The organism is Nakamurella aerolata (assembly GCF_013002705.1).
Lineage (GTDB): Bacteria > Actinomycetota > Actinomycetes > Mycobacteriales > Nakamurellaceae > Nakamurella > Nakamurella aerolata.
The window spans coordinates 444,314-468,127 of record NZ_JABEND010000001.1 but is presented as its reverse complement, the minus strand read 5'-3'; the positions used below and the strand labels follow the sequence as shown (position 1 = coordinate 468,127).

16 protein-coding genes are annotated in these 23,814 nt (G+C 69.1%); 8 read left to right on the top strand and 8 right to left on the bottom strand.

The window, feature by feature from the left end; all coding sequences use genetic code 11:
* Nucleotides 1-328 precede the first annotated feature (328 nt).
* A complete protein-coding gene (gene rpsA / locus HKD39_RS02040; RefSeq protein WP_171198140.1) occupies nucleotides 329-1,831 on the top strand; it encodes a 30S ribosomal protein S1 in 1,503 nt (500 codons plus the stop codon).
* Nucleotides 1,832-2,103: 272 nt separating this feature from the next.
* Nucleotides 2,104-2,970: a hypothetical protein gene (locus HKD39_RS02035; protein ID WP_171198139.1), complete on the top strand. Its 867-nt coding sequence runs from the start codon at nucleotides 2,104-2,106 to the stop codon at nucleotides 2,968-2,970.
* A gap of 137 nt (nucleotides 2,971-3,107) precedes the next feature.
* On the opposite strand, the gene HKD39_RS02030 is transcribed toward HKD39_RS02035, so the two are convergent.
* Nucleotides 3,108-3,317: a hypothetical protein gene (locus HKD39_RS02030; RefSeq protein ID WP_171198138.1), complete on the bottom strand. Its 210-nt coding sequence runs from the start codon at nucleotides 3,315-3,317 to the stop codon at nucleotides 3,108-3,110.
* A 98-nt stretch (nucleotides 3,318-3,415) separates the two neighbouring features.
* Here HKD39_RS02030 and coaE point away from each other — a divergent pair, with 98 nt between their 5' ends.
* Complete coding sequence (gene coaE / locus HKD39_RS02025; RefSeq protein WP_343074523.1) at nucleotides 3,416-4,654, top strand: dephospho-CoA kinase; 1,239 nt, start codon at nucleotides 3,416-3,418, stop codon at nucleotides 4,652-4,654.
* On the opposite strand, the gene HKD39_RS02020 is transcribed toward coaE, so the two are convergent.
* Nucleotides 4,618-5,319 (bottom strand): VTT domain-containing protein, encoded by a 702-nt coding sequence (locus HKD39_RS02020; protein ID WP_171198137.1) that lies wholly within the window; start codon nucleotides 5,317-5,319, stop codon nucleotides 4,618-4,620. The two genes, coaE and HKD39_RS02020, sit on opposite strands and share 37 nt — an antisense overlap.
* 351 nt (nucleotides 5,320-5,670) lie before the next feature.
* On the opposite strand from HKD39_RS02020, the gene uvrB reads away from it, so the two are divergent.
* From uvrB to HKD39_RS02000, 4 genes are all read left to right on the top strand, one after another.
* Complete coding sequence (uvrB, locus tag HKD39_RS02015) at nucleotides 5,671-7,887, top strand: excinuclease ABC subunit UvrB (protein WP_171198136.1); 2,217 nt, start codon at nucleotides 5,671-5,673, stop codon at nucleotides 7,885-7,887.
* A gap of 141 nt (nucleotides 7,888-8,028) precedes the next feature.
* Nucleotides 8,029-8,910, top strand: coding sequence for a beta propeller repeat protein (locus HKD39_RS02010; protein WP_171198135.1), 882 nt, complete (start codon nucleotides 8,029-8,031; stop codon nucleotides 8,908-8,910).
* Nucleotides 8,876-9,532, top strand: coding sequence for a sialidase/neuraminidase family protein (locus HKD39_RS02005; protein WP_171198134.1), 657 nt, complete (start codon nucleotides 8,876-8,878; stop codon nucleotides 9,530-9,532). Before HKD39_RS02010 ends, HKD39_RS02005 begins: the two co-directional genes overlap by 35 nt.
* Before the next feature lie 44 nt (nucleotides 9,533-9,576).
* Nucleotides 9,577-10,437, top strand: a complete 861-nt coding sequence (locus HKD39_RS02000; protein ID WP_171198133.1) for an alpha/beta fold hydrolase — start codon at nucleotides 9,577-9,579, stop codon at nucleotides 10,435-10,437.
* A gap of 57 nt (nucleotides 10,438-10,494) precedes the next feature.
* Here the strand turns inward: HKD39_RS02000 and HKD39_RS01995 are convergent, their stop codons facing one another.
* The 3 genes from HKD39_RS01995 to HKD39_RS01980 all read right to left on the bottom strand — a co-directional run bounded on the left by HKD39_RS01995 (nucleotide 10,495) and on the right by HKD39_RS01980 (nucleotide 16,704).
* The gene (locus HKD39_RS01995) at nucleotides 10,495-11,439 is read right to left on the bottom strand and encodes an ABC transporter permease (RefSeq protein WP_171198132.1); all 945 of its coding nucleotides are present in this window, start codon (nucleotides 11,437-11,439) and stop codon (nucleotides 10,495-10,497) included.
* A complete protein-coding gene (locus HKD39_RS18590; RefSeq protein ID WP_212753785.1) occupies nucleotides 11,436-15,158 on the bottom strand; it encodes an alpha/beta fold hydrolase in 3,723 nt (1,240 codons plus the stop codon). The genes HKD39_RS01995 and HKD39_RS18590 overlap by 4 nt, the downstream gene beginning before the upstream one ends.
* A gap of 241 nt (nucleotides 15,159-15,399) precedes the next feature.
* On the bottom strand, nucleotides 15,400-16,704 hold the full coding sequence (locus tag HKD39_RS01980) for a DUF222 domain-containing protein (RefSeq protein ID WP_171198131.1): 1,305 nt from the start codon (nucleotides 16,702-16,704) through the stop codon (nucleotides 15,400-15,402).
* 889 nt (nucleotides 16,705-17,593) lie between these two features.
* On the opposite strand from HKD39_RS01980, the gene HKD39_RS19915 reads away from it, so the two are divergent.
* Nucleotides 17,594-19,792, top strand: coding sequence for an alpha/beta fold hydrolase (locus tag HKD39_RS19915; protein ID WP_171198130.1), 2,199 nt, complete (start codon nucleotides 17,594-17,596; stop codon nucleotides 19,790-19,792).
* Here HKD39_RS19915 and HKD39_RS01970 read toward each other — a convergent pair.
* The 3 genes from HKD39_RS01970 to HKD39_RS01960 all read right to left on the bottom strand — a co-directional run bounded on the left by HKD39_RS01970 (nucleotide 19,775) and on the right by HKD39_RS01960 (nucleotide 23,759).
* Nucleotides 19,775-20,374 carry a DEAD/DEAH box helicase family protein gene (locus tag HKD39_RS01970; protein WP_171198129.1) on the bottom strand — a complete coding sequence of 200 codons (600 nt, stop codon included), beginning with the start codon at nucleotides 20,372-20,374 and terminating at the stop codon, nucleotides 19,775-19,777. The two genes, HKD39_RS19915 and HKD39_RS01970, sit on opposite strands and share 18 nt — an antisense overlap.
* Before the next feature lie 170 nt (nucleotides 20,375-20,544).
* On the bottom strand, nucleotides 20,545-22,182 hold the full coding sequence (locus HKD39_RS01965; protein ID WP_171198128.1) for a DHA2 family efflux MFS transporter permease subunit: 1,638 nt from the start codon (nucleotides 22,180-22,182) through the stop codon (nucleotides 20,545-20,547).
* A 314-nt stretch (nucleotides 22,183-22,496) separates the two neighbouring features.
* Nucleotides 22,497-23,759, bottom strand: a complete 1,263-nt coding sequence (locus HKD39_RS01960) for a metal-dependent hydrolase family protein (protein ID WP_171198127.1) — start codon at nucleotides 23,757-23,759, stop codon at nucleotides 22,497-22,499.
* Nucleotides 23,760-23,814 lie beyond the last annotated feature (55 nt).

Here is a 23,814-nt window from a genome sequence, read left to right as displayed (position 1 = left end):
GGCGGGGACGTGCCAGCGGGGACGAGTTGGCGCAACCGGGCAGCAGTCACCGGGGACGGACCCTGCGATTTCGTGGTAGCGCCGCCCGCCGGTACGCTGGTAACTGTTCTGCGCGCGGGCCGCCTCGGCATGGAGTAGGCGGCGGCCTGTCAGCGGCCACTCACTTGTGGAGTACCTGACCGATCCGGCGGATTAGTGCCGAATTGTGTGTCGGGTGAAGGTCGGTGTCAAGCATCCGCGCGCGAACGACGCAGTACCCCTGCATCACCCTGGTCGTTCGACAACCCCGTCCCTACGACATCTGTCCACCCACGGAGCAACCCACCACATGTCGGTTCCCACAGTCCCCGCCGTCTCTTCCACCGCGCCCCAGGTCGCCGTCAACGACATCGGGTCGGAAGAAGACGTTCTCGCCGCCATCGACGCGACGATCAAGTACTTCAACGATGGCGACATCGTCGAGGGCAGCATCGTCAAGATCGACCGCGACGAGGTGCTGCTCGACATCGGTTACAAGACCGAAGGCGTCATCCCTTCCCGCGAACTGTCCATCAAGCACGACGTCGACCCCAACGAGGTCGTCGAGCTCGGCGAGCACGTCGAAGCCCTTGTGCTGCAGAAGGAGGACAAGGAAGGCCGCCTGATCCTGTCCAAGAAGCGCGCTCAGTACGAGCGGGCCTGGGGCACGATCGAGAAGATCAAGGAAGAGGACGGCGTTGTCTCCGGCACCGTCATCGAGGTCGTCAAGGGCGGCTTGATCCTGGACATCGGCCTGCGTGGCTTCCTGCCGGCGTCGCTGGTCGAGATGCGCAGGGTCCGCGACCTGCAGCCCTACGTCGGCCGGCAGCTGGACGCCAAGATCATCGAGCTCGACAAGAACCGCAACAACGTGGTGCTGTCCCGCCGGCAGTGGCTGGAGCAGACCCAGTCCGAGGTGCGCAGCGAGTTCCTCAACCAGCTCGGCAAGGGCCAGGTCCGCAAGGGCGTCGTCAGCTCCATCGTCAACTTCGGCGCCTTCGTCGACCTCGGCGGTGTTGACGGTCTGGTGCACGTCTCCGAGCTGTCCTGGAAGCACATCGACCACCCCTCCGAGGTTGTCGAGGTGGGCCAGGAAGTCACCGTCGAGGTGCTCGACGTCGACATGGACCGCGAGCGCGTCTCGCTGTCGCTCAAGGCCACTCAGGAAGATCCGTGGCGGCACTTCGCCCGCACCCACGCCATCGGCCAGATCGTCCCGGGCCGGGTCACCAAGCTGGTGCCGTTCGGTGCGTTCGTCCGGGTGTACGACGGCATCGAGGGCCTTGTGCACATCTCCGAGCTGGCCGGCCGGCACGTGGAGATCCCGGAGCAGGTGGTCAGCGTCGACGACGAGATCTTCGTCCGCGTCATCGACATCGACCTGGAGCGGCGCCGGATCTCGCTGAGCCTCAAGCAGGCCAACGAGGGCATCAACCCCGACACCGACTTCGACGAGGTGCGCGCCCAGTACGGCGTCGTCGATCACTACGACGACCAGGGCAACTTCGTGCCGCCGGAGGGCTTCGACGTCGCCACCGGCGAGTGGCTGCCCGGCTTCGAGTCGCAGCGGGACGCCTGGGAGAAGCAGTACGCCGATGCCCAGGGCGTGTACGAGCGGCACCAGAAGCAGATCGCCAAGGCCCTCGAGGACGACGCGGCTGCGGCTGCCGGTGGCGACACCGGTGGCGGCAACTACACCTCCAGCTCGGGCGACGACGCCGCCGACGAGGGTGCGGCGCCGGCGCAGTCCGGTTCGCTGGTGAACGACGAGCAGCTGAACGCGCTGCGGGAGCGGCTCTCCGGCAACGAGTGAGTCGCCACCGGCGCTACCGTCCGGCACCGCCGGCCGGTCGTTGCTCGGCGAGTTGTCGAGCAGCCTGAGCGGGCGACACCGCCTGCCGTGCAAGGCCTTTGACCGGGGCCGGGATCGATCAGTTGGATCGATCCCGGCCCCGGTTCGGCGTTTCCGGGTAGCTGCCTGGCGGCCGGCCGCCAGGCGTCGGTCGGGTTGCGTTCCGGTGACGTTTACCTCGTCGTCGGCGGGTTGCCAGGGTCGGCACGCCGGCGGTTAGTACCGTTGTAGCCATGCGTACCGCCGCTTCCGTCCGTGTCCTGGCCCCCGCCGTCGTTGTCGGGTTGGTGCTCACCGGCTGCTCCAACAGCAACGGCAGCCGCACCACCATGACCGTCACCCAGACCTTCACCTCGGGAGCCGCGGCCAACCAGAGCGGCGGCGTCACCGTCGGCGGTGCCGGCCAGTCCGGCCCCGGCGCCAGCGGCCAGCCTCAGCAGTCAGGGTCGGGCGCCGCCGGATCAGGTCAATCGGCCGGCTCCGGTCAGCCGGCTGGTTCCGGCCAGGCGTCGGGCTCGGCGAAACCGAGCGGGAGCGCTGCGGCCAGCTCGGCCCCGGTGTCGTCGGCGGCGTCGAGCAAGGCCCCGACCTCCAGTGCCAAGCCCAGCTCGTCGGCCCCGTCGGCCACCGCGGGACCGGTCAAGAAGGTGAACCCGCTGACCGTCGACTGTGCGGCGATTCTGAACCAGAACGACATCAAGAAGGCCACCGGCGTCACCATTCCGAGCTCGGTCGCGGCCGTGCGGTTCGGCGCCGAGGGCAACTCCACCGGGTCCAACCGCTGCCTGTACGGCGGCGGCGAGGGCAAGCAGAAGTTCAGCGTCCGGATCACCAAGTACAAGAACGAGAAGGCCGCAGCGGACCAGGTCAAGGTCAACGTGGCCACCGAGAAGACCGCTGGCGCTCAGACGTCGACGTCAACGGTGCAGGGCCGGCAGGCGCAGGTCATGCTGCGCGACGGTGGTCTGATCAACGTCCAGTACGGCGACTGGGTGCTGGCGATCGCCAGCCAGAAGGGCGTCGTCAAGGGCGATCAGGCGAAGGCGCTGACGGCGCTGGCAGACGTGGCGCTGAGCCGAGTGTTGAAGAACGCCAGCTGATCTCGTTCGGTGGATGGCGGCGGCCCACCAGGCGCTGACAGGTGCCGAACCAACCGCCGATGTTGCGACCGCTCGAGCCACCGGTGCCGGTGCAGTCGCTGCGCGGCAGCGCTGAGCCGGCCGGCTTCCGGCTGGGCTCAGGCGGCCGCGGTCTCAGGTGTCGCCACCGCAGGGCGGGGCACGGTGACCGGCTGGGCGGGTTGGGCGTGATGCCGCCCAGCGCGCCGTCCGAAGCCGAACAGCCTGGCCAGCCAAGGAGTTTCCCGCACGGTGACGAATCGCCTGACATGAACCAAACCCGGCAGGCCAACCTGGTGCCGCCCGGTTCCGATGATGGTGCTGCGCACGGTGGCCTCCTGTTAGGACCGACGGCGGACTGGAACGATAAGTCGTGCTGTGCGCAGGTTATGCCAGCCGGGTTCCCGACTGGGGGAGGTGACGCGGAGTGTCCGAGAGCGAGCAGTCGGCGCTGACAGGACTGTCGGTGGCCGTCACCGGCGGGATCGGTGCCGGCAAGTCGACGGTGGCGCAGTTGCTCGGCGAATCCGGCTTCACCGTCGTCGACTCCGACCGGCTGGCCCGCGAGGTGGTGGAGCCGGGGACGGACGGGCTGCGGGCGGTGGTGGACACCTTCGGCCCCGAGCTGCTGCGCGACGACGGCAGTCTCGATCGGGCGGCGCTGGCCGCCACGGTGTTCGGCCCTGGCGGGGACGAGCGACGCCGGCAACTCGAGCACATCATCCATCCGCTGGTGCGGGCCGGATACGACGCCGTTGTTCGCGACTCGGCGCCGGAATCCGTTGTGGTGAACGACATTCCGCTGGTTCGGGAGCTGCGGGTGGCGGCCGGTTTCCACCTGGTGGTTGGGGTCGGGGTCGCCGACGACACCACTAGGCTGGCCCGGCTGGTGCAACGCGGCATGGCCGAGTCCGACGCCAGGGCCAGAATCGACGCGCAACTCGGTGACGAAGCGCGGCGCCGGCTGTGCGACGTCTGGCTCGACAACGGCGGCGACCAGGCCGCCCTCGCCGACGCCGTCTCCGGCCTGGCGCAGCGGCTGCGTGGCTTTGCCGGCAACAGGGCAGCGGAGCGAGCAGCGCCGTATCCGTCCGTCCCGCGGCTGCTGGCGCCCGATCCGCGTTGGGCCGATCTCGGGGCGCTGCTGGCCGCGCGAGTGACGGCGGCGACCGGCCGTCCTTGCGCGCACATCGGCTCGACGTCGGTTCCTGGCCTGGTCGCCGAGCCGACCATCGATCTGCAACTCGCGGTCGGGTCGATGGCTGACGCCGACGCGCTGAACGTCGCGCTGGCCGGTGCCGGCTTCCCATCGCAACCCGGGGAGTGGCGCGACCAGCATCTGAGGCTTGACCTTTCCCCCGACCGGCTGTCGGTGGCAGAACAGTCGGACGATGGGGACAAACGACTACACGGTAACGCCGATCCAGGGCAAACCGTCAACCTCCACTTGAGGGTGAGGAATAGTCAGGGTTGGTACTGGAACCTGCTGTTTCCGGCCTGGTTGCGGGCCGACGCCGCCGCCCGCGACGAGTACGCGTCGCTCAAGTGTCGGCTGGTCGAGCAGCACCGCAGCACGGCCGAGTACAGCGTCGGCAAAGACCCGTGGATGCGCGCGGCCGCGGCGCGGGCTCAGCGTTGGGCCGACGAGACCGGCTGGGTGCCCTGACCGGCGGGCGCTGGTGCGCCGATCGGCGCGTCTTCCCGCCCGGTGCGGAGTCTGCTACGCGCCCGCCAGGCCCCGATCCCGGCGCCGATCGTCGTCACCAGAGCCGAGATCAGCATCGCCGCCACCGGGCCCCCGATCACGGAGCGTCCGGCAACCGCGGATCCGACGAGGCCGAGCACCGTCATCCAGACGCCCCAGACGGCTGCCACCGGAATCGCTACCGCGAGGAAGCGGGGCATCCCGACTCGGGCGATGCCCGCCGCCAGCACACTGGACAAGCGGCCGCCAGGCAGAAAGCGCGCGGCGATCAGAATCGTGGTGCGATGCCGCCGCATCAGCGATCTGGCCCGCAGCACCGGCCGGCGGGCTCGACGCAGGCAGCGGTGCGCCAACAGCCGGGTGCCGTAGCGCCGCCCGATGGTGTAGCCAATGACGTCACCGACAAACGCCCCGGCGATGGCCGACAGGTACACGAACGCCACCCGCGGTGCCGGGTCGGAGCTCGCGGCGGCCGCCGCTGTTGCGGTCATCATCACTGTGCCGCCCGGCAATCCTGGCAGGAACGCGCCCCCCAGCAGCACGCCGAATACCAGGACGAACAGCCACGGTGAGTCCACGAAGGTCCGCACCGCTTCGGTGATCCAGCCGTACACGAGTGGGAGCACCCCCTGGTGATCGGCCGGCTGGCGAGCGGTCGGGCAGTTGGCTGGGAAGTTTGGCTGGGTCGTTTGGCTAGGTCGTCTAGCTGGGGCCGTCGCCGCGGGGCGGACGGTTTGGGCGCCGGACCCGTGCCGCGGCGCGGGCCCTGCGGTGTTCCCAGGCTACCGGTGGCCGGACGGGGTGGGCGCGATGGTCGGGATGTTGCTGACGGGCTGGCCGCGGCCGGTGCGCGGTTCGGGTTGCTGCGGATTCGGGTTGATCCGGGTTCGGGCTACTGCGGGTTCGGGGCTCCGGGTTCGGGCCGATCCGGGGCCGGCGAGGGCGCGTTGTCGGTGCCCGGACGTAGCCTTGACGACGTGGCATTCGCAACAGAACACCCGGTCCTGGCGGTCTCCGAGCACCGTCCCGTCAGCGACGTCCCGCGTGAGGGCGGCGAGTTCAAGGTGGTGTCCGACTACCAACCCTCCGGAGACCAGCCGGCCGCCATCGACCAGCTCGAGCAGCGGCTCACCGAGGGTGAACGGGATGTGGTGCTGATGGGCGCCACCGGCACCGGAAAATCCGCAACCACCGCCTGGCTGATTGAGCGGATGCAGCGCCCCACCCTGGTGATGGCCCCCAACAAGACCCTCGCCGCCCAGCTGGCGAACGAGCTGCGCGAGCTGTTCCCGCACAACGCCGTCGAATACTTCGTGTCGTACTACGACTACTACCAACCCGAGGCGTACGTCCCGCAGACCGACACCTACATCGAGAAAGACTCGTCCATCAACGCCGATGTGGAGCGGCTGCGGCACTCGGCCACCATGTCGCTGCTGTCCCGCCGCGACGTCATCGTGGTGGCGTCGGTGTCGTGCATCTACGGTCTTGGCACGCCCCAGTCGTACCTTGACCGGTCGGTGCCGCTTGCGGTGGGCGAGACGCTCGACCGCGACGTGCTGGCCAGGGCGCTGGTCGATGTGCAGTACTCCCGCAACGACACCGCGTTCACCCGTGGCACCTTCCGGATGCGCGGCGACACCGTCGACATCATCCCGGCGTACGAAGAGCTGGCCGTGCGCATCGAGTTCTTCGGCGACGAGATCGACAAGCTCTACTACCTGCACCCGCTCACCGGTGAGGTGGTCCGCGAGGTGCAGGACCTGCGCATCTTCCCTGCCACCCACTACGTTGCCGGGCCCGGCCGCATGGAGAAGGCCATCTCGGCGATCGAGTCCGAGCTGGCGGAGCGGCTGGAGGAGTTCGAGAAGCAGGGCAAACTGCTTGAGGCGCAACGGCTTCGGATGCGTACGCAGTACGACGTCGAGATGATGCGGCAGGTGGGGTTCTGCAACGGCATTGAGAACTACTCGCGACATATTGACGGGCGCGAGGCGGGGTCTGCTCCGGCCACCCTGCTGGACTACTTCCCTGACGACTTCCTGCTGGTGATCGACGAGTCACATGTCACCGTGCCGCAGATCGGCGCGATGCACGAGGGCGACGCCTCGCGTAAACGCACCCTGGTGGAGCACGGCTTCCGGCTGCCGTCGGCCCTGGACAACCGTCCGCTCACCTGGGAGGAGTTCGACGGCCGCATCGGGCAGACGGTGTACCTGTCGGCGACCCCGGGCCGGTACGAGCTGGGGCAGAGCAACGGCGAGTTCGTCGAACAGGTGATCCGGCCGACCGGCCTGGTCGATCCCGAGGTGGTGGTGAAGCCGACCAAGGGGCAGATCGACGACCTACTCGGCGAGATCAGGGAGCGCACCGAGAAGGACGAGCGGGTGCTGGTCACCACGCTCACCAAGAAGATGGCCGAAGACCTCACCGATTATCTGTTGGAGCAGGGCATCAGGGTGCGGTATCTGCACTCCGAGGTCGACACGCTGCGCCGGGTCGAGTTGCTGCGCGAGCTGCGGCAGGGTGAGTACGACGTGTTGGTCGGCATCAACCTGCTGCGCGAGGGTCTCGACCTGCCCGAGGTGTCGCTGGTGGCGATTCTCGACGCGGACAAGGAAGGGTTCCTGCGCAGCGAGACCTCGCTGATCCAGACCATCGGGCGGGCGGCGCGCAACGTCAACGGCCAGGTGCACATGTATGCCGATCAGGTCACCCCGTCGATGCAGAATGCCATCGAAGAGACCAACCGCCGGCGCGACAAGCAGATTGCCTACAACAAGGAGAAGGGCATCGATCCGCAGCCGTTGCGCAAGCGCATCAACGACATTCTCGAGCGGGTGTACGCCGAAGCAGAGTCGGCGGGCGACGTCGACGCCGAGCAGCAGGGCGGCAAGCGTCGGGGAGCCTCCGGGATGGGTTCCGGCCGGGCCGCGTCCCGCGGCCGCCGGGCACAGGGCGAGATCGGCGGCAGCTCCGGGGTGTACGCCGGCCACACCACCGCGGGTATGGCGCGGTCGGAAATGGCCGACCTGGTGCACCAGTTGACCGAGCAGATGATGGCCGCCGCAAGGGATCTGCAGTTCGAGCTCGCCGGTCGCCTGCGCGACGAGATCGCCGAGCTGAAGAAGGAGATCCGCGAGATGGACGCGGCCGGGCTGCAGGACAAGCCGATCCTGCGGGTGGTGAAGTAGCGGCGCCGCGCCGGTAGAGATCGCCGAGGCGCTCGGCTGCCGTCGCGGCACCGCCCGCAGCCTGGTGAGCCGTGGCCTCGCGGCGATGAAGAGCCGGGCCGCCGAACCGGCGTCAACGCCGGACCTCGCGGAGGGACAGTCATGATCGACCCCACCGAACAGCAACTGCGACAAGGCATGCGCACCATCGCCGTGGCGAACCCACCGGCCGACGACTTCGCCGATCGCCTCATCGCCAACGCCGAGGCGGGTCGTCCGGCGGTGACGCCGCTGCGGTCGCGCTCCACGAGCCGGCGGTGGACCATCCCGCTGCTGGCTGCCGCCTGTGTGGTGGCGGTCGTGGTGGTGACCACCAAGCTCAACGCCGACGACCAGCGCAACCTACCGCCGGCGGTGCCGGTGGCGCCGTCGAGCAGCACCGCCCCGTCCGCGGTGACGTCGTCGGTGGCGCTGCAGCCCGGCGTCAAGAACCCGGTGCTGCTGCGGCAGGTTCCCGCTGCCACCGGTGTGCCGCGTGGGTTCCGCGCCGAATCACTGAGCTTCAGCGACGCCAACAACGGTTGGGTGATCGGGCAGGCGCCCTGCGAGGCGGATGCGGCCAAGGTGTGCCCGACGCTGCTGGCGACAACGGACCAGGGCGCTTCGTTCAGCACGGTGCCGTTGCCGAAGGAGTTCGGTCCGGGGCGTGATTTCGTCACCAGCGGCACGCTGGCGGCGTCCTACGGCGGCGGCGGACGCGGCTATGTCACGGCGCGCGACAACCAACCGATCTGGGGAACTCAGAACGCCGGTGCCACCTGGACGCCAACCCGCGAGCCGGCGTCGGCTGCAGTCAGTCTGATTCCGACCGGCAGGAGGTACGACTTACCGGTTTCAGGTGAGTCAGGATCGAGCTACGCCAGGGCTCAGCACCTTGTCCTACGCCGCCACTGGCAGCACCGACTTCTCGGCCGTGACACTCCAGCCTGCTCTCGGACCCAACGAAACGATGGGCGGCATCATCCAGGTCGGTCGCGGCGTTGACGCCGTGACGTATCCCGCTGCCAGCAGGGTCAATCTCTTTGCGTTGTCGAACGGTCGCAGCACAACCCGGGAGGCGCTCGACGAAACGGCTTGCCCGAGTGGTCAACGACCCGCCGCGGGCGTCACGATATTGTCCGTCGCGATCGGCGGTCCTGACGGAACGCTGGCACTTGCTTGCTCAGGCGAACCGGATGACAAGGGGCTAGCGGTCAGTTCGGTGCGGATTCGTCCCCCTGGCGGCGAGTTCGGCACTGCCCGCAGGCTTCCGGTCCCGCCGCTTGATCCTCGAACGGGCAGGTACCTCGGTAATGGCGCGCTGGTCATCACCAGTGCTGAGCAGATCGGAATGATGCAGCCCGTCGCCGGCGCGGCGACGACATGCGCATGGACCCGCTCTGAAGACGGCGGTGCCACCTGGTCACCACCTCGACAGTTTCCCGACGCCTTCTGTGCGACCGCACCCGACAGCGGCGCCGACCGCGCCTTCTCCAACGTGCCCGGCCTGTTCGTTGGCCTCACCCAGAGCGGGCCACGCGGCAAGATCAGTGCCGCGCCCGCGCAGCTGCGGTGGACGACCGACAACGGCGCCACCTGGTTCCAGCGGTCCCTCGGCCCGGCCTGAGCCGGCGCCGCGTCCGGGAGTGCGAGGTCTGGTGTGATGGGGCGATGCCGACCCGGACCGAACGGATCCCGTTGCCGGACACGGCGATCGCCGCCACCACCCGCGGGGAGGTCGCTGGCGGTCTGCCCCCGGTGGTGCTGATCCATGGTGGCCCGGGTCTGTGGGACTACCTGGGTCCGGTGGCCGAGATGCTGGCCCCGCACACCGTGGTGCACAGCTATCACCAGCGCGGGTGCGGGGCTTCCGATCCGGCCGCCGTGCAGTCGTTCGAGCAGACGATCCTGGACCTTGAGGCGCTGCGGCTACACTGGGGACACGAACGCTGGATGGTGGCCGGGCATTCGTTCGGCGCCGGCGTCGCACTTGGGTACGCAGCCCGGTTCCCGCACCGGACGGCCGGGGTCGGCTATCTCAGCGGCGTGGGCATCGGTGACTGGCGCACGCCGTTCCGGGCCGAGCTGGCCCGGCGGCGCGCCCCCGACGTCGCCGCGCGGATCGACCAGCTTGCGGGCCTGCGCGACCGGAATGCCAAGCAGGAGCGCGAGTTCCGGGTGCTGCAGTGGTTCACCGACTACGCCGACCCTGAGGTTGGCCGGGTGGCGGCTGCCGAGTTCGCCGCCGCTCCGTACTCGATCAACTGGACGGCCAACCGGCGCATCGTGGCCGACCTCGGCGGCGGCGGCGACGACGATGTCGCTCGTGCGGCACGGGGGTTGCGGGTACCGACCCTCGGCGTCCACGGAGCCAAAGACCCACGCCCGCACCAAAACGCGCAGGCCTTGGTCGAGCTGGCCCACGACCATCAGTGGGTGCTGTTGCCGGAGGCCGGCCACCTACCGTGGGTGGAGCAGCCGGCCATGGTGCGCGAGGTACTCGTGCAGTTCCTGCACGAGCTGTCCAGTTGATGCGAGAAATCAGCAGATCCGGTCCGGCCGATGGTGTTGACCGCGCTGCCGAGCCGGTCAGCTGGTGATGTCTTTGCGGTTGAAACGCCAGAAGGCCAGCGCGGTGAAGATGGTGCCGTAGAGCAGCGACGAGAAGCTGCCGCGCACCATGTCGTCCCAGCGGATCGGGTCGACCATGGCGCCGGTCCAGGCGAAGGCGTAGTGCGTCGGCAGCCAATCACGGATACCGCCGAGCGCCTCGATCTGGTTGAGGATCTGCGACAGGATGGCCAGCAGCACGGACCCGCCGACCGCACCCAGCGGCGCGTCCGTGCACACGCTGAGCAGGAACGCCAGGCCCGCCACCCAGAGCAGGCTGATCGCCACGTACCCGACGACGATCGCGAGCCGGCCCAACGCCGACCAACCGCCGAACGTCAGGCCCAGCGGGGTGGTGACCGGCCCGGTGCCGTAGACGATCGCACCCAACACCCACGCCGCCACCGGCAGCAGCACCACGGCCACCAGCGACAGCAGCGCCGCGACCAGAAACTTCTGCCGTAGCAGGCGATTTCGGGGTACCGGCATCGCCAGCAGGTAGCGCAGCGACGACCATGAGGCTTCACTCGCCACGGTGTCGCCGAAGAATAGCGAGACCACAACCACCAGCAGGAAGCTGGCGGCGAAGAACATCGCCACAATCGCAAAGTTGGTGGCGCCCTGCTTCGCCAGATCGACGAATGACGAACCGGGGGAGGTGCTTTCGCGGGAGCCGCTGTCGGGTTGCCCCGAGTCGAAAGCGAAGGCGATCGCCAGAATGACCGGCAGCAGCACCATGAACGCCAGCGCCAGCTGGGTGCGGCGCCGGTGCAACTGCCGGCGCAACTCCACTCGCACGGGCAGGGTGTGCTTCGGCGAGAATCCGCTGGCCAACCCGCCGGCACTGGCGCTGCCGCTGCGCGGCAGGTGCTCCATCACATCGACGGCGGTGTCCGCGGAATGGTCGCGGTGGACGGGGCTCATCGGGTGCCCTCCGAGTCGGTTGCTGTTCCGGGATGGTCGGGGCGGTCGGTGGGGGCGACCGGCGTCGACGTCGGCGAACTCCCGGTCTTGGCGTCCGCGTCGGTGCGCCCGACGAGATCGAGAAAGACGTCCTCCAAACGGTTCCGCGGCGCCGCGGCGGAGACGGCGATGCCGGCTCGCACCAACGCCTCCACCGCGGTGGCGGCCGGCACCCGCCCCAGGTCGGCCTGCACCGTGCCGTCGGCGGTGTCGGCGGGGTCAACGGGGCTGGCGGTGTCGGGATTCTCGGCGTCAACGGTGCCGGCGGTGTCGGGGTTCTCGGCGTCAACGGTGCCGCCGTTGTCGGGGTTCTCGGCGTCAACGGTGCCGGTGGTGCCGTCGGTGTCGGGTTTCTCGGCGTCAACTGTGCCCTCGGCGCGGGCCGTGCCCGGCTCTGCGGCAAGCACTTCAACGTCGGCGACGCCGTCGATGCCGCGCAGCACCGCAGCGGCGCGCTCCGGCTGGTCCACGGTGAAGCTCATCTCGCCGGAGCTCTGGATCATCTCCGCCACCGATCCGGCGGCGATGGTCCTGCCGTTGTTGATCACCACCACATCGGTGCAGGTCTGTTCGACCTCGGCCAGCAGGTGGCTGGAGACAACCACGGTGCGGCCGGTGCCGGCGTAGCGCCTGAGCACCTCGCGCATGGCGTGAATCTGCGGTGGGTCCAGCCCATTGGTGGGCTCGTCCAGGATCAGCAGGTCCGGAAGGCCAAGCATCGCCTGGGCGATGGCCAGACGTTGACGCATGCCCTGCGAGTAGGTTTTCACCTTGCGCTGCACGGCTTTTCCGAGATCGGCGATGGCCAACACCTGCTCAAGATGAGCGTCGTCGAGCGGCCGGCCGGTGGCCTGCCAGTACAGCTCAAGATTGCGTCGCCCTGACAGGTGCGGAAGGAAACCCGAACCCTCGACAAAGCTTCCGATCCGGGAAAGCACCGGCGTGCCGGGGTGGATGGGCTCGCCGAACACCTCGATCTCGCCGCCGGTCGGATGGATCAGCCCCATCACCATGCGCAGGGTGGTGGTCTTGCCGGCCCCGTTCGGGCCCAACAGGCCGAGCACCTGACCTGGCAGGACCTGCATCGAAACATCCTGGACGGCATGAACTCCGCCCGGGTAGCTCTTGGCGAGATGGCTGATCCGCAGCGGCAGAACGGGTGCGGGGCGGTCCGGCGAAGCACCGCGCGTCGGTGCCGGATCCGGGTTCGCCGACGACGGGAGCGTGGCTGCGCGCGCCGGGGCGGGCGCTGGTGGGGTCGGCGTCGCCGGGTCGTCCGGCGGAGGTGTCTGTCCGCGGGCTGGTGCGACGTCGGACGGTTTGTCGACGCCGACGGAGTTCGGCGTCCCCGCGCGGGCATTCGGTGTCCCCGCACCGGGGTTCGGCGTCCCCGCGAAGGCGGGACGGCGCGAGGTCCGACCGATCCACCACAGCGCGATCCCGGCCAACAGCGCCAGCACCACAAGCGCGATCAGGGTGCCGATCGGCAGCTCCCCGGCGGAAACCTGAACCCCGCCGACAAGGGGGACCGACACCGCCGATACCCCCGAAATCCGGTAGGCAGCAGGGGCTGTCGGCCCTGAGTAGGCCTGGTCGGTGGTGGCCAGCCGGACGACCAAAGCGTCGCCCTCGGCGACCTGAAGGCTGACGGCCGGCAGATCGATGTCGACCGTTGTGCTGGCGCCGGGGGCGAGCGGGGCCAGTCGCACCGGGGCAACCGCGTTGCCGCCCAACGTCACCCGGCCGTTCGAGGCCTGCGAGCCGATGGCGGCGAACAGCACCGGTCCGGTCGGGGCGTTGCCGCCCTGCGTTTGGTCGCCGGTGCCGGTCTCGCCGCTGGCACTGCCGGTTGCCGGGGTGGGTAGCGCGGTGACGGTGACGCGCACCCGGGCGCTGCCGGTGACAACCTGCAACTGGGGGAGCGGTCCGGATCGGAACTGAGCACTCTGTCCCGGCAGCCCGTTGGCGAGGAAAGCGCTGAGCTGATTCAGCTGCCCCAGCCCGGGAAGGGAGGTGATCGCAGCGGGGCTACCACCGGGCGGGTTCAGCACGACCTGATCGGAGCCGGTGAGCGAAATGTCTTGGCGCGGCACCGATCCGGCGGTGAGGCCAGGGTAGTTGGGGGTCTGCAGCACTCTGGTGCGCGGGCGGCCGCTGTCGGTGAGCCCGCCGTCGACGGAGTAGCGGAAGGCGGCGCTCGGAGCGGCGCTGTCCGCTGGCGCGAGGCCGAGGTAGTAGCGCAGCCAACCGGTGATGCGGTCTTCGGTGGCGGAGTCGGGCGCGCCGGCGTCGTGTCCGCCGCGGTACCAGTCGACGGCGACCTCGGTGCCGTTGGCCGCGATAGCCCTGGCGTTCGCGTCGGCCTGATCAAGCCCGAACAGCGTGTCCTGCTCGCCCTGCACCAACAGGGTTGGGGCCGTGATGTCACCGACCACTAGCGCCGGGCTGGATCTCGCCAGCAGGTCGCTCATCGCCGTGCTGATCCGGCCGGTGTCGGCAGCATCGGCGTAGGCGGCGCACACCTCGGGCCGGAGCCGTCCGCAACCGAGCACGCCGGTGGTGTCGGTGTTGCTTGGTGGGGTCGCGTTGTTGGCTGGACCGGCGTTGCTTCCCGGGGCGCCGGACGCGGAGCTGCTGGCCGAACTCGTCGACGCATTGCCGGACGCTGCGCCGCCTTCACCCGGATCACCGCCGCTCGAGCCTCCGCCGCTCGAGTCACCGCCGCTCGAATCACCGCCGCTCGAGTCGGAACTGCCTGAGCCGCTGCCGGTTCCGGGGTCGACGGCGGCGGAACTGTCCAGACTTTGCCCGCTGACGACGGAGCTGATCAACGCCGACGCCCAATACTTCTTGAACACGCCGTCGGGAGCGGCAGCCATGGCGGCCGGGGTGCGCGGTGCGCCGGCGGCAGCAGTGTCAGTGGCAGTGCCGTTGTCGGCGGCGTCGGTGCCTGCAGATCCGTTGGTGCTGCCGGGTGTTGCGGCGCCGGAGGCTGTTGTCGGTGTGAAGGCGTTGGGAAACAGCGCTGTTTGCAGGTTGTTCCAGGTGATCACCGGCACCGTGGTGTCGACCCGCTGGTCTGTTCCCGCGAGCATCAGCGCCAGCGCACCGCCGTAGCTGCCCCCGGTGACGCCGACGAGTGGGTCGTTGTTGGCGTCCTGCTGGACGTCCGTGCGGGTGGCGAGATAGTCGACAACGGCGCGGCCGTCGGGGATCTCGGCGTCGAGCGAGTCCAGTGAGATGGTTCCGGTGGACCGGCCAAAACCCCTGGCGGAGTAGGCGAGTGCGACGAAGCCTTGCTCGGCCAACCGGCGGGCTTGCGGCGCGACGCTGTCTTTGCTGCCGCCGAACCCGTGCGCCACGATGACGGCTGGCGCCGGGGTGCGCTCCGGCAGATAGATGGTGGCGTCGAGTTGTACCGGGCCGGCATCCCAGGGAGCGCGGGCTCCGGTAATGCTGAGCTGTTGGGTGCTGACGGCCGGTGCCGGGGTACGGGGCCAGAAGATCACCGCAGCGCCGGCGACGACGAGCAGGGCGAGCGCCGCGGCGATCCAGCGGCGGGTTCCGCGCCGACCGGCTCCGAGTGATCTGCGGGACGAGCGACGGGTGGCACCGCCCGGACGCTGGGCGGCCGGAGGCCCGTCGGGTCCGGACGCGGCAGCTGGCGGCGGTGCTGACATGCCCGCCAGCCTGCCAGAAGGCGGCGTTGTCGGTGGTGGGCGCGTTGGTGGCGGGCACGAAGGTCCGGCGCCAAGGCGCCCGCGGCCACCGGATCGCAGGCGCTCGCCACGGGCCGCTCGCGGGCGGGCGCCAAGGGCGAGCGTTCGCCGGCGGGCGCCGACGGCTGGTCGCGAGCGCTCGCCACAGTGTTGGTTTCGGACCTCGCCGTTCGGGTGCTGGCACCAGGCTGCTACGGCGACGCTAGAACGGTGGGTCGTCTGAATCCGACGGTCGGGAGTCTTCGTCCTGTGCCTGTGCCTGTGCCTGTGCCGCAACGGACGGCTCGCCGGTGGCAGCGGGCGGGCAGCGCAGGTTCCCGTCGCCGGGGGTCGCATCGATGAACTGTGTCGCGCCGGCGTCGGCCTCGGGCTGGTGCCACCACCGCGTCGGCGCCCGGTCGTGCACGCGGCCGAGCGGCGACGTCCACCGAAAAGTGCCGTCCGGCAAGCGTTCCAGAAACCAACCGCCGCCGTCCTTGCTGCGGTGATGGTGCTTGCAGAGCAGACCGAGGTTGGCTGCGTCGGTCTTACCTCCCTTGCTGAACGGCACGCAGTGATCGACCTCGGTACGGAATGCCGGTTGCGAGCAGCCCGGCGCCATGCAGGTCTGGTCTCTTGCCTCGATCTGCTCGGCCAGCCAGCCGGGCGGCCGGTACTTGTCGACCGGTGAGGCATCGACGAGAACACCGGATACCGGATCGCATACCAGGCGCTGCAGGTTCGCGTCGGCGTCGGCGATCTGCAGCGCCTGCAACGCGGTGATCGGACCGTACCGGCCCAGATCGCACACATCGCTCGAGCCGGTCAGCACCGAGACCGGCATGGTGACCACCAGCCGGGCGCGCTGACAGCGCCGCTTGCTCAGCCGCGACCCGTCCGGCAGGCCGTGGTCGAGAACACCGGAACACAAGGCCGCCAACGCATCTGCCCGCCGCTGGGCAAGCGTGCGATCGTCTTCTGGGGTGCGAGCCGCCGCTGCCACACCGGTCAGTACTTCCCACACCATCGTGACGTCTTGGGCGGGCGCGTAGTAGGTGAGCAGCGCCATGCCGTGCGCACAACCCTCCACCGCGATGTGCCGCTTCTCGACGGCCTGCTGGTGATGCTCCTCCGCGCTCTCGGGATTGATCGACAGCACCGCACGCCTGACCGCGGTGCGGAATGCGGGCATCCGCTGGCCACTCGCCCGGGGCAGTACCCGTTCTTCCACAGCTGCAAGCTCCGCAACCGAGAGGTGTTGGGTGTGCTCGTCCAAGTACCGGACCTTGGCGATGTCGAGTTCGCCGCGATCCCAGGCACGCCAGGTGGCCGGCAAGCGACGCGCGACGGACTCGGCTGTTTCGAGCTGGCCGTCGACCGCTTGCTCGCTGATGCTGAGTGCGGCAGCGACTTCCATCGACAGGAACTCCCGTAGGCCGGGGTAGTTCCCGGCCAGCAGCGCCATATCGGCAGACTGCTGGGCCTGCAGATGGTTGATCAACCGCTGCCGGGCCGCCAGCGAATCCACCAGTGCGTTGGCTTGCTGCAGTTGGGTGACCGCTTCAGCCGGGCCGTCGGCACCGGGCCGGCTGTCGACGCCTGCGGCACTATGCGCACTATCAGGATCGCGCGGACTCCGGGGACCGCGCGGACTCCCGGGACCGTCCGATCGATCGGAACCGTGAGATCGATCGGAACCGTGAGATCGATGGGAAGTGCGCTGACCATCGGGATCGGCGGCGCCGCCACGGCAGCGATCGGCCGGCAGTGCGGGGCGCCGGGCCAAATGCTCGGCCAACGTGACGCCGACGGCGGCTGCCGCCAACTCCGCTGACCAGTTGGCGAGCGGAGTTGGCGGCGGAGGTGTTCGGATCGCCGAGGCGCGGGCCGGCCCCCACACGGCTCCACCGTCGTTGTTATGTTCCCCGTTCCCCATGCACCAAGTCTACTAAATACCGAACACATGTGCGATAGGCCCAAATGAACGAAGTGACAGAGACCTCTGTTGTCGCTCCGTCTGTTGTCGCTCCGTCCACGGGATGCCGGCCCTGGTTGGCAACGGATCATCGCCACCGAGCCGATCGAACCCCGAGGTTCGGGTGTGGCGACGGAAGAACATCGGGCGGGGCACGTGCGTGCGTTCGATAGTGGACGGATGCCCTACCGCTCGCCGGCTCGTGAGTCGGCGAGCGGCAGCGGCCGAAGGACGGGTGAACAGCGGGCGGCGGACGGCCAGGTAGGCCCCGCACGGGCCGGTGGGCGTGCGGCGGGTGAACAGCGGCGGACAGCGGCGAACAGGGCGGGCGGCGGCCGGGCGCCGGACGGCCGGTGGAGCTCAGCTCGTTACTCGCGGACGTCCCGCCAAGAGAGGTCATCCCACGCGCCCGACCATCCGGGGCGTCGATAGAGTCAACCGGGTGAAACCCTCCGATCTCTCGTCGCTCGTCGCTGCCGGCCGCCCGATCGTGTTGCCGTCCGGCGACATCGTCGTCACCGCTTCTCGTCCCGACCTCGAGACCAACAGCACGGTCTCCAGACTGGTGCAGATCGCCCCGGACGGCAGCCGGCGTAATTTCACCAACGGCCCCAAGGACTCCAGGCCGGTGTTGTCGCCCGACGGGCGCACGCTGGTGTTCAACCGCGGCAGCGAATCCGGTGCGCCGCAACTGTTCGCGATGGCCGTCGACGGCGGCGAGGCGCGCCAGCTCACCGATCACAAGCTCGGAGCCGGCTCACCGGTGTTCTCGCCGGACGGGCGTCGGTTGGCGTACCAGGCCGCCGTCCCGGAGGCTGGCCGGTACGGCACCGACGACAAGACCAAGCCGGATGCCGAGGCTCCACGGATGCTCACCCAGCTGTCATATCGCCGTGACGGCAAGGGTTTTCTGCTCGATCGCCCCGAGCAGCTGTTCCTCATCGATCTGGATCACTCGGACCTGGATCGCTCGGACTCGGCCAGCGGGCCGTCCCAACCCGCAGCAGTTCAGCTGACCGACCTTCCGGCAGGCGTCGGCTCCGCGGTATTCAGCGCCGACGGAACTGGGCTGCTCTACGTACGCGACGCCCGGCCGGACAGCATGGCCGCCGAGATCGTCCGGATCGACATCGCCGAGTTGCCCACTCCCGCAACCGAATCCACGGACCCGAACGCAACGCCGGCCTCCGCAGCACCAACACCAACCAAGGCGGTGGGATCGTCGGACCCGGAGACGACGTCACCCACGGTGCCGGAGTCTGTTGTGGTGGTGGAGGAGGGGCGCGGTTACAGTCAGCTCCTGGTCGACGACGGCATCCTCTACTTCCTGGCGCAGGAGTTCGAGAACCAGGACTTCGTCGGCGCCACCGCCGGCCTGTTCGCCGCGACGCTGTCCGCCGACGGTCGCTCGGCCGGGAAACCGAAGCGGCTGACCGACCCGGAAACCGTTGAGCTGGAGGACGCTCCGCTGGTGCCGACCGCCGACGGCATCCTCGTGCTGGCCGAGCACCGCGGTGCCGTCGAGCTGCTCTCGGTGCCGCGCACCGCCGACCGGGCCGCGCTCGACACCCTTCCGGTGCTGCTCGGCGGGCAACGCGTGGTGCGCGCCTTCAGCGTCGCCGTCCCCGACAACGGCAATGCCGGCAGTGGGGCAACCACTGAGAACACCAGCAGCACAACGACTCTCGCCGCCACCATCGGAACACCCGAGTCGTTCTGCGAGGTGATCACCGCCGAGCTGAACGGCACCACCATCACCAACGAGCGGCAGCTCACCGACCTGGGCGCCGAGCTCACCGCCAGTGGCATCGCAGAGATGATCGAGCTGACCGGCCAGGGCGAGGACGGTTACCCGGTGCACGGTTGGCTGGTGCTGCCCAAGGGCGACGGTCCGCACCCGGTGATCCTCAACGTGCACGGCGGCCCGCACGCCCAGTACGCCTGGGGGCTGTTCGACGAGGCGCAGGTGTACGCCGGCGCCGGGTATGCCGTGGTGATGGGCAATCCGCGCGGATCGTCCGGCTACGGGTTCGCGCACGGCCGGTCGGTCAAGGGCAGGCTGGGCACGGTCGACGCCGCGGATGTGTTGGCGCTGCTGGACACTGCGCTGCAGCGCGACGATCTCGACCCGGACCGGGTCGGAGTGATGGGCGGCTCCTACGGCGGCTTCATGACCAGCTGGCTGGCCTCGCACGCCGGCGATCGTTTCGCCGCAGGCATCTCCGAGCGGGCGGTGAATGCGTGGGACTCCTTCGCCGGCTCGTCGGACATCGGCTACTTCTTTGCCCGTGAATACTGCACGCCCGAGGGTGAAGAGCCGGCCGGGCGCGACAAGCTGTGGGCCGATTCCCCGCTGGCGTACGCGGACCAGATCAGCATGCCGTTCTTGGTGATTCACTCCGAAGAGGACTGGCGCTGCCCGATCGAACAGGGCCAGCGGATGTTCGTCGCGCTCAAGCAACGTGGCAACGCCGACGGTGCCGATCCCGCCACCCCGGCACCCAACGCCCCGGAAACCGCAATGCTGGTGTTCCCCGGTGAGGGTCACGAGCTGTCCAGGTCGGGTAAGCCGCGGCATCGGCTGCAGCGCTTCGACGCGATCCTGAACTGGTGGAACAAGCACCTACCGGTCGATCGGTAGCGCCTGCCGCATCGCCTCGATCGCCCAGCGCCGCAGCGCTTCTCGAGTTTCGGCGGGTGCGCTGTTGGTGGTGTCGATGACGTGCGTCGACCAGTCCGGGTGCTGCGCTGGCCAGTCGGTCCACCGGTCCCAGCGCATTGCCGGGGCGCCACCGTCGGTGATCACCTGGGGCTGGTACTGCGGGTCGGCCGCGTGCCGGCGGTGCCAGCGACCCCAGGACGCGAACGCTGCCTTGACCTCGTCCGACCACTGCCCCGGGTCGCGGGACTCGAGCCGGTGCGCACGCACCGCGTCGTCGACATCCAGCAGACAGACGGCAACCGGCAACTGGTCGGCCTCGGGCACGGCGAGCAGCTCACCGAGCGGCGACTGGCTGGTCAGCAACAGATGCTCACCGGTGCCCTGCAGCTCAACGGCACGGCCTACCCAGCTCCGCAGATCGCCCTGCCGCCAGGCGGTGTCGGCTCCGCTCGGCACGCCGTGCTCGTCGCTGTCGTGCACGTGCACGCCAGGGAGATCACGGCAACCCTCGGCCGCGGTGGTCTTGCCAGCGCAGCTGGAACCGGTCACCAACAACAACATCCGATCAGGATGACAGCCGGAATCCGTCCGGTACAGCGGGTTTCCCGCAGTGCTGGTTCCGGCGGTTCAGCGCTGCCAGCACCACAGCTGCCCGACAGCCCCGACCCGCGGCGCGGATCGGGGCTGTCGAGCGGGTCTCGGCGAACGCCGAGCCGCGACCATCAGACCTATCAATGCATGGCGACCGGTGCGGCAGCCTGCTTGCCACGGTCGGGAGCCTTGCGCGGCAGGAAGAACGCCGGGATCAGCGTGCACGCGGTCAGGATCAGCGCGATCGTCACCGTCTTGGCGAACGAGTCCGCCGCCGACGACAGCCCGCCCGCCATCAGCTGTTCCGGGGTAATCCCGGCCTGCTGGGCAGCGCCGGCGACGGCGCCCTTTGCCTGGGCCAACAGGGCCGGATCGACCTTGGCCGGATCGGGATTCGACAGGATCGGGTTGACCATGTAGGCCAACTGGCTCATCGGGTCCCGCTTCAGGAAGTTGGTCAGCAACACCGAGATCACCGCGGTGCCGATGGACGCCGCGACCTGCTGGGTGATGTTCATCATCGTTGAGCCGCGGGCGATCTGGTAGTCCTTCAGCGTCCGCAGTGCGGCGGTGAAGGTGGGCATCATCGTCATGCCCATGCCGAGGCCCATCACCAGGAACGAGATGGTGGTGATCCAGAACGAGGTGTTCGCATCCAGCATGGTGAGCGGGACGAGACCGACGCAGATCAGCACAAGGCCGGACATCACGAACTTGCCTGGACCGAACTTGTCGGTGAGCGCGCCGGCGACCGGCATGGTGATCATCGAACCAACACCCATCGCCGCGCCCAGCAGGCCGGCCTGCATCGGGGTCTTCCCGCGGATTCCGATGAAGTACTGCGGGAAGATCAGCATCACACCGAAGAACGCGATCGCGAAGATCGCCATGGTGATGATTGCGACGGTGAGATCCCGGTTCTTGAACAGGTGCAGGTCGATCAGCGGGTGATCGGCACGGTGCAGCGCGTGGAACACGAACACCACGCACAACGCCAGTCCGAGCAGCGCCCAGAACAGCACCCGGAACGACCAGATGGTGCCGGTCTCCGGAATCGACGAGACACCGAACAGGAACATCGCCAGACCCGGGGACAGCAGCAGGAAACCGGTGATGTCGAACGTCTCCGACGGAGTCGGGGCGTCCTTCGGCAACGCCATGAACGCGTAGGCCAGCGCGATCAGACCGATCGGCAGGTTGATCAGGAAGATCCAGTGCCACGACACCACGTCGATCAGCCAGCCGCCGAGGATCGGGCCGCCGATGGGGCCGAGCATCATCGGGATGCCGAGCACCGCCATCACCCGGCCGATCCGCTCGGGGCCGGCGGCCCTGGTCAGAATCGTCATGCCGAGCGGCATCAACATGCCGCCGCCCAGCCCCTGGATGGCGCGGAAGGCGATCAGTGGGCCGATGTCCCATGCGGTGGCGCAGAGCACCGATCCGAGCACGAACAACAGGATCGACGTCATGTAGAGGCGCTTGGTGCCGAAGCGGTCGGCGGCCCAACCAGTGACCGGAATCACGGCCGCGAGGGCGAGCGTGTACGCGGTCATCGTCCAGGCCACCAGCGCCGGGCTGGCTCCCCACTGCGCCTGGAACTGGTTCTGGGCAACGCCAACCACTGTCACATCGAGGATCGACATGATGGAGCCGAGCACCACCACGCCGGCGATCTTCAGCACGCCCGCGTCGAGCTTGTCTTTCGGAGCGCGGGTGGCACCGGCCGCTCCGCCCTTATCCAAGGGCGGTGGGACGGCCGGATCGGTGGTAGTCATACCGGTGATTCCGTTCTGCTGGAGGGGAGTTGGTGGTTCGGTGCGGCGCATTGCCGGCGCAGCTGCGGCCGTCCGGTCGGGACCAACTGGGCCGTCGGCTCCAGGGCTGCAGGTGAACGGTAATGGTCGCGACCGACAAGCCGCTGCCAGGCTGCGTGGGGCGATCGGGCGGCCGACAGGTCCGCGACGGTGCGGAGCGGAGTCGAGGTGCAGGGGTGCGGGACTGGTCTGCTTGAGCTGCGCCGTCACAAGGCGGCACAAGCCGTGATATTAACGGCCAAACCCGACAGCCGGTAAATTCTTTTCAGTTCTTTTCAGGCCAGTTGCCTTGCGGTGGTTCCGGTCGACACCAAGGCGCCGTCCTGATAGACGCCGCGCACCCGGCGGCGCAGTTCGCCCGGTGCCCCGACCTCGCCGGCCGGGCCGTCCAGCACCACAAGGTCGGCGCGCAGGCCAGGCGCGATGCGGCCGCGATCGTCCGCCACGCCGAACAGTTCCGCGGCGCTCGCGGTGGTGGCGTGCAGCGCGTCCAACGAACTCAGCCCGGCCCCCATCATGAAGGCGAGCTCGTCGAGGTTGGTGCCGTGCGAGCCGACGCCGCAGTCGGTGCCCATGGCGATCTTCACGCCGGCCTGGTGGGCCCGCCGGACGCTGTCCAGGTGGGCCTCCGCCACCATCTTGGCCTTGTCCACCGATGCCGGCGGGATGGAGGCGCCGGCGGCGGCCGCCGCGATCACCGCGCGCGGGGCGTGCAGGGTCGGCACCAACCAGGCGCCGGCGTCCAGCATCATCTGAATGGCTTCGTCGTCGAGGTAGATGCCGTGCTCGATGGACCGCACCCCGTTGCGGATGGCCGCCTTGATGCCGTCGGTGGCCTGGGCGTGGGACATCACGAAGATGCCGGCGGCGGCGGCCTCGGTCACCATCATGGCGATCTCGTCGTCCCGGAAGTGGGCGTGCCGCGGATCGTCGCGCGGGCTCAGGACGCCGCCGGAGGTTGCCACCTTGATGACGTCGGCGCCGTTCCGGATCAGCTCGCGTACCTTGTGCCGCACCTGTTCCGGCCCGTCGACGACGGTCGACGGCCGTCCCGGATGCTCGGGAAACAGCGGGATCTCGACGCCGCAGGCCTCCCAGTCGTCGCCGTGGCCGCCGGTTTGGCTCAGCATGCCAATGGCGATCTGCATCCGCGGCCCAGGGATGACGCCCCTGCGGACCGCCTCCTTGACGCCAAGGTCGGCGCCGCCGGCGTCCCGGACGCTGGTGATGCCGGCATCCAGTGTGTTCTTGAGATTCACTGCGGCGTAATAGAAATTCAGGCTGAACGGGGTGCCGATCATGCGCAGATAGTCGACACCGTCGAACATCACGTGAACGTGGCTGTCGAAGAAGCCGGGGGAGATCCACCGACCGGTGCAGTCGATCTGCTCGTCACCGTCGAGTCCGGTCCCGACCTCGACGATGCGGCCGTTCTGCACGGCAATGTCAGCGGCCGATGGTGCGGCCGTCGTCCCGTCGTAGACGGTGCCGCCGGTGAAGACGGTGCGGGGCGCGGCGGGGTCGGCGTCGGGGCTCATGGTTCGTGAGCCTAAACAACTCCTCGGATGACGTCCACGGGCCGCCGCGCCTGCC

Bases quoted from the DNA above. Each gene is read 5' to 3' on its own strand.
- HKD39_RS01960 (WP_171198127.1), bottom strand. From the start codon at position 23,759: ATGAGCCCCGACGCCGACCCCGCCGCGCCCCGCACCGTCTTCACCGGC.
- HKD39_RS01970 (WP_171198129.1), bottom strand. From the start codon at position 20,374: ATGTTGTTGTTGGTGACCGGTTCCAGCTGCGCTGGCAAGACCACCGCG.
- HKD39_RS02010 (WP_171198135.1), top strand. From the start codon at position 8,029: ATGATCGACCCCACCGAACAGCAACTGCGACAAGGCATGCGCACCATC.
- HKD39_RS18590 (WP_212753785.1), bottom strand. From the start codon at position 15,158: ATGTCAGCACCGCCGCCAGCTGCCGCGTCCGGACCCGACGGGCCTCCG.
- HKD39_RS02005 (WP_171198134.1), top strand. From the start codon at position 8,876: ATGGGCGGCATCATCCAGGTCGGTCGCGGCGTTGACGCCGTGACGTAT.
- HKD39_RS01965 (WP_171198128.1), bottom strand. From the start codon at position 22,182: ATGACTACCACCGATCCGGCCGTCCCACCGCCCTTGGATAAGGGCGGA.
- rpsA (WP_171198140.1), top strand. From the start codon at position 329: ATGTCGGTTCCCACAGTCCCCGCCGTCTCTTCCACCGCGCCCCAGGTC.
- HKD39_RS02000 (WP_171198133.1), top strand. From the start codon at position 9,577: ATGCCGACCCGGACCGAACGGATCCCGTTGCCGGACACGGCGATCGCC.
- HKD39_RS02035 (WP_171198139.1), top strand. From the start codon at position 2,104: ATGCGTACCGCCGCTTCCGTCCGTGTCCTGGCCCCCGCCGTCGTTGTC.
- HKD39_RS01995 (WP_171198132.1), bottom strand. From the start codon at position 11,439: ATGAGCCCCGTCCACCGCGACCATTCCGCGGACACCGCCGTCGATGTG.